The sequence below is a fragment of the Mucilaginibacter sp. genome, from assembly GCF_028287845.1.
Taxonomy (GTDB): Bacteria; Bacteroidota; Bacteroidia; order Sphingobacteriales; family Sphingobacteriaceae; genus Mucilaginibacter.
Genome location: NZ_JAQBOW010000148.1, coordinates 1 through 6,229, shown reverse-complemented (window position 1 = coordinate 6,229; position 6,229 = coordinate 1). Strand labels below are relative to the sequence as shown.

Here is a 6,229-nt window from a genome sequence, read left to right as displayed (position 1 = left end):
ATGCATTAAGGTTCTGTACCATTTTGGGAGCTGTTTTCACATTGCTAATCATTTTTGCCCATGGGAAAGTTACTTTTTTGGGCCATACTACAGATATATCAATATGGTTTGTAGTGTTATTAGGATTAGCAAATTCAATGGTGTGGGCTGGTATATGGCCATTAGCGTTAAGTGACTTGGGGCGTTTTACCAAGTTGGGGGCCTCTATAATGGTTATGGGGTTGTGCGGCAGTGCTATACTACCGCTTTTATATGGCCATTTTGCAGATTTATTTAATGTTAGAAAGGCATATTGGGTACTATTTCCATGCTATATGTACCTGGTATTTTATGCTTTTTATGGTTTTAAATTAAGGAACTGGGCTATAAATAGATCACAATAATATTTGCAAGGTATAATCACTAATATTTAATGTTTAAATTTTAAATCAATGAAAAAACTGTTATCAACTTTACTAATGCTAATTGCATTAAACACGGCATTTGCCCAATCTAACAACTCTGATGGAAATAGATTTCCGGTAAGGGGTTTTCACCTGGACTTAAGAAACCAGGTAATGACGATGGATGCCCTTAAAAAATTTGCATTAAAATTAAAAGAATCAGGTATGAATACCCTGGTTATGGAATGGGAAGGCACCTATCCCTATGAAAAACATCCGCTAATACCTAATCGATATGCTTACACTAAAGCAGAGGTAGTATCATTTATAAAATATTGTAACGGCTTAGGTATTGACGTTATTCCGTTACAACAGAGCTTCGGGCATGTTGAGTATATTTTACGTAATGAAAGATATAAAGACATCCGCGAAGATCAAAAAGACTTTTCGCAGGTATGCCCTCTTGAAACCAAGGGAGACAGCGCCCTATTTACTGATTTATATAAAGAATTGGGTACAACCCACACCTCAAAATATATCCACATAGGGGGTGATGAAACCTATCTGCTTGGTCATGACGAAAAATGCAGACTTAAAGCCGAGAAGGAAGGGAAATCAAAATTGTATATCGACTATATTAGAATGCTGTGCAATATTGTTATTAAACTAGGCAAGCGCCCTGTTCTTTGGGCTGATATCGCATTGAAATATCCTGAAGCCATTAAAACATTGCCTAAAGGAACTGTTTTTGTTGATTGGAACTATGGCTGGGACATGAGCCGCTTTGGAGACCACAAAAAACTAATGGAAAGCGGTTATGAAATATGGGGTTCGCCCGCAGTAAGGTCAAGCCCTGATAACTACAATTTAACCACTTGGGAAAAACACTTTAAAAATATCAGGGATTTTATTCCTACATCAGAAAAATTAGGCTATAAAGGTATGATAATGACCTCGTGGTCAACCTCAGGTATTTATTCTTCAGTGTTTGAATCTACAACTGATGTTACTGATCTGTACCCTATCCGTCATGTATATCCTCTTTCAGGCTTTAACATCCTGTTTGATGCCTATAAAGAGGGATTAAATTCTAAGCAACCATTAAACATTGATGATTTTATACAGAAATATTGCAAAGAGCATTTTGGTTTTAGCAAAGCGCAATCAAAATCTTTTTGGACTGCATTAACGATGACGCCTTATGAAATTAAGCAAGGTGAAGTAGCTTCTCCAACCCCTATGAGTGTACAGCAATTGTTAGATAGCAACCGCGTTGCGGTAAAAACGCTTTATTCACTTAAGCCGGTAAACAATCTGGAAGAATATGAGCATTTTAAATTAATGGCTGATATCCGTGAGTATTACCTGCAATACCAAGTTATCGAGAAGCAACTTAACGATCCTGCTTTTAAAGTTGCTGAAACTCCGGTAGTTATTGAAAAACTTAAAACATTATTAGCAGCTTCAAAAGGGATAAATGATAGGTTCAGTCTGTTAAATAAAGGCTATCTAAATCCGGCGGATATTGAATATGAAAATCAAATAAGAAATATCAAAGTAATTAATTTATATAACCGCTTATCAAGAAAAAAGTAGCGGAGTAATTGAGAAAGAATAATAAACCCCTAATTAAAATCAAAAACAATGGCATAAATCAAAAAACAAACATTAAATGGAAACAAGAGGAAGATGCTTCCAACATCTTCCTCACTGGTTTCCAATCTTTTAATCAGGCGATTAAGGACGCCTGTATAATCACAGAATGCTCACTTTATTAACCCCAAAGCTATGAAAAAACAACGAAATCATAGTATACCATCATTTATTGATGCTACCGGCATATTGAAACCAAAGCAATGTTGCGTTTTGGCGCTTGCCATGTTAAGCAGTTTCCATTTAATGGCAAACAACAGATTAAATACCAGTTCAATTTTAAGAAATTCCGCAATAGAAAATGCGGCAAATGTAAACAAACACCCGAATGATTCATTTTATACGCTAGATAATAAATCCGCTATCCAAAATATTACTATAAAGGGAAAGGTAGTGGACGAAAAAGGTGAAAGCCTGCCTGGTGCAAATGTTGTTATTGAAGGCACAAATAAAGGTATTGCAACCGACATTAATGGCGAATACCAACTAAGTGTGCCGGAAGGCAGCACGCTTGTATTTACTTTTGTTGGATATGCTACGCAAAAAATAGTTGTTACCAATCAAACCAGGATTGATGTAACCATGCAACCGGACCAGGTCGGCAAAAAGCTAAATGAAATAGTTATCGTTGGATACGGAACACAAAAACGTTCGGATATTACAGGTTCTGTAACTTCAGTACCTAAAGAAAGATTGGCAGAATTACCCGTTACTAATGTAATGCAAGCTATTGAAGGAACAACGGCAGGATTAAATATAGCCGAAAATTCATCTACTCCGGGAAGCTCACCAAAAGTTCAGGTTAGAGGGGCCAATTCTATTAATGCCAGCACATCGCCATTAATTGTAGTTGACGGAGTACCTTTTAGTAATCTTGGAGGTTCAATGAATGATATTAACCCCAATGACATCGCTTCAATTGAAGTTTTGAAAGATGCCTCGGCCGTAGCTATTTATGGCACCAGGGGCTCAAGTGGTGTTATTTTGATTACAACCAAACGGGGTAAAACAGGTAAGCCAACTATTAGGTATAGTGCTTTTGGTGGCCCAGAGTTTCAACATGAAACACTTACACCTTTAAACGGACAGCAATACGTACAAAAATATTTGGATTATAGTGCGCAAATGAACCTGATTCCGAATAATCCGCCTGTGCCTAATTTAAATGAAATTCCAAACTATAAATCCGGAAAAACAACAAATTGGCTAAATGAAATATCGCAGCAGGGATTTATTCAGGATCATAACTTAAGTATATCCGGCGGAACAGATAATATTAAATATTTCATTTCGGGAGAATACCAGGATGAGAAAGGTGTATTAAAAGGTTATCAGCACCATCGTGCCGCTATCCGGTCAAACTTTGATGCCAATATTACTGATTGGCTTACCGTTGGTACCTCATTATTTTTTGCCAAAAACAATAATGACGGCGGTACTGTCAATTATAGCCTGGCAATGCAACAAAGTCCTTACGGACAAGTATATGACGCGAAGGGAAATTATACAATTTATCCTATGTTTCCGGAAACCTTATATACCAATCCTTTACTGGGCCTGAATACCAATGTGGTTAACCGGTATAATGACCTGAACGGAACATTTTATCTTGAGGTTAAACCGAAATTTATTGATGGTTTAAAATTCAGGGTAAACGCAAATTATACAAACCTTCCAACAGTCAATGATACTTACAGTGGCCTTAGTGCCGGCAATACCGTTGGAGGTACTGCAATGATAAACAATACCGGAACAGATAGCTGGTTGGTTGAAAACATTCTTTCGTATAATAAGGACTGGAAAAAGCACCATTTGGATATTACTACATTGTATAGCGCTCAGGAAAAAATATATACTTCATCTACTATTACCGGCAGCACATTTGTGAATGATAATCTATCTTTCAACAATATGGGATCTGCAGGGGTGGTTACCGGCGCTTCTTTTTACAGTCGTGACGCCTTACTTTCACAAATGGGCCGTATCAACTATTCATATGATAGCAAATATCTGTTTACCGCTACCGCAAGGCGCGATGGTTATTCGGCCTTTGGTTCGGCAACCAGTAAATATGGCTTCTTTCCTTCAGTTGCGTTAGGATGGAACGTATCCAATGAGAATTTCTTAAAAAAAGTAGATCAAATTGATAATATAAAACTACGTCTATCGTACGGAACAAGTGGTAACCAGGCGGTAGGTGCTTATCAAACCATTACTACCCAAGGCATAACTAAATATATTTATAACGGAACACCTACAACCGGGTTAGTATCAAGTGCCTTAAACGTTAACGGTGTACTTGGAAATGTTGACCTAAACTGGGAAAGCACTACAGGAGCCAATTTAGGTATTGATTACTCCTTATTTAAAAGCCGTATCAGCGGAAGTGTTGAAGTTTATTCAACTAAAACTAAAAACTTGTTGTTAAACAGGTTGCTGCCTGCAATTGGCGGCTACCCAAGTTTACTTGATAATTTAGGAAGTATAGCCAATAAGGGTATAGAAGCTACTTTGACCACGGTTAACATCAAAAGCAATAATTTCACTTGGTCAACCAATTTTAATTTTGCTGCAAACCGTAATAAAATCATTTCACTTTATGGAGATAACAAGGACGACCTTGTTAACAAGTGGTTTATTGGTAAACCTCTGGGTGCTATATATGATTATAAATTGGCAGGTGTTTGGCAAGTAGGTCAGGATGCATCAAAAATTGATCCGGGAGCAAAACCTGGCGATCTGAAATTTGTAGATGAAAATGGCGATGGAAAAATAACAGCTGCGGATAAAGTTTACCAGGGCAGCAGTTTGCCTAAATGGACCGGTGGAATGATTAATAACTTCGGGTATAAAAACTACCACTTAAGTATATTTGTTCAAACATCACAAGGGTCAATCATAAATAATCCCACTTTAGATCTTCAAAATTATGGTGGCCGTGTAAATATTCCGGTTCAATTAGATAATTATTGGACCGCGGCAAACCAAAGCAACACCCGTCCTTCATTAAGCTATATCAATCCACGGTTGTATGCTTACCCGGTACCTCAAAACTTTACCAGGTTAAAAGATATAACCTTTAGTTATACTTTGCCGCAAGCAATGGCTGACAAGTTAAAGCTTGGAAGTTTAACTGCTTATATCAGCGGGCGTAACATTTACACGTTTACCAAATGGATTGGTCTTGACCCTGAATTAAGCGTAAATGCCAATCAATCCGGTTCGGCTAACGCTAATTTAAGTTACGGACTATATCCATTAGTAGCATCTTATGTTTTAGGTGTAAATATTAGTTTACGCTAAACCTTTAAATTATAAAACAATGAAAAAGCTTAATATTTTATTAATCGTTATATTGACTTCAATCGGTTTAGCATCTTGTAAAAAGAGCTTTCTGAATGAAAAGTCAGACTCGGCTTATACGCCGACAGTTACACTTAAAGATTCGCTTGGATTGGATGCCGCAATTGCCGGCCTCCAGGAATCAGTACGCGAACAGTATACCATGCAATCAACCCAATCTTTATTATGTATTTTTCAGGTTGGAACCGATGTGTGTATAGACGCCAATGGTAATGGTGAAGAATATCCTTATCATAATTATGCAACGCTGAACTCGCAGGATCCGGCGGCATTATATTACTGGACCTGGGCATATAGGGTAATTACCAACGCTAACCAGATTATTAAAGGTGCATCTGATAGTTCAACACCACTTAGCACTGTGGGCCGCAATTCATTTTTAGCCCAGGCCAAATTTTTCAGGGCCTATGCCTATAACTTCCTGGTTACCTTATGGGGAAGCGTTCCGTTGGTTTCTCAACCAATAACAGTGGCAAGAACAAACTTTGTAAGAGCTCCTGTAGACAGTTTGAATAACTTTATTAATAATGACCTTTTGTTTGCGACTGCTAACCTCCCCAATATTGACGCCGTTAAAGTGGTGGGACGAATCAGCGTTGAAGCAGCACAACAATTGCTTGGTGAGGTTTACCTGCGTGAAGGAAGCCCGGACCTCGCTCAAACTCAACTTTTAAAAGTAATAAACAGTGGTAAGTTCTCCATCACAACAGCAAGATACGGGGTTAAAGCAAGCTTACCCGGAGATCCGTTTTCGGATATGTTTATTTATGGTAACCAACGCCGGAGGGAAGGCAACAAGGAAGCCATTTGGGTTGAAGAACAGCAATATA

Annotated in this window: 3 protein-coding genes and 1 pseudogene; all 4 read left to right on the top strand. The window is 37.9% G+C overall.

What is annotated here, in order from left to right:
* A pseudogene (locus JWP71_RS14440) lies at positions 1–383 on the top strand (glucose/galactose MFS transporter); the annotation flags it as partial.
* 48 nt (positions 384–431) lie between these two features.
* On the top strand, positions 432–1,979 hold the full coding sequence (locus JWP71_RS14435; protein ID WP_299501308.1) for a beta-N-acetylhexosaminidase: 1,548 nt from the start codon (positions 432–434) through the stop codon (positions 1,977–1,979).
* A gap of 192 nt (positions 1,980–2,171) precedes the next feature.
* Positions 2,172–5,339: a TonB-dependent receptor gene (locus tag JWP71_RS14430; RefSeq protein WP_299501306.1), complete on the top strand. Its 3,168-nt coding sequence runs from the start codon at positions 2,172–2,174 to the stop codon at positions 5,337–5,339.
* A 19-nt stretch (positions 5,340–5,358) separates the two neighbouring features.
* Positions 5,359–6,229: RagB/SusD family nutrient uptake outer membrane protein (locus JWP71_RS14425; RefSeq protein ID WP_299501304.1), on the top strand; the 871-nt coding region annotated here is incomplete at its 3' end.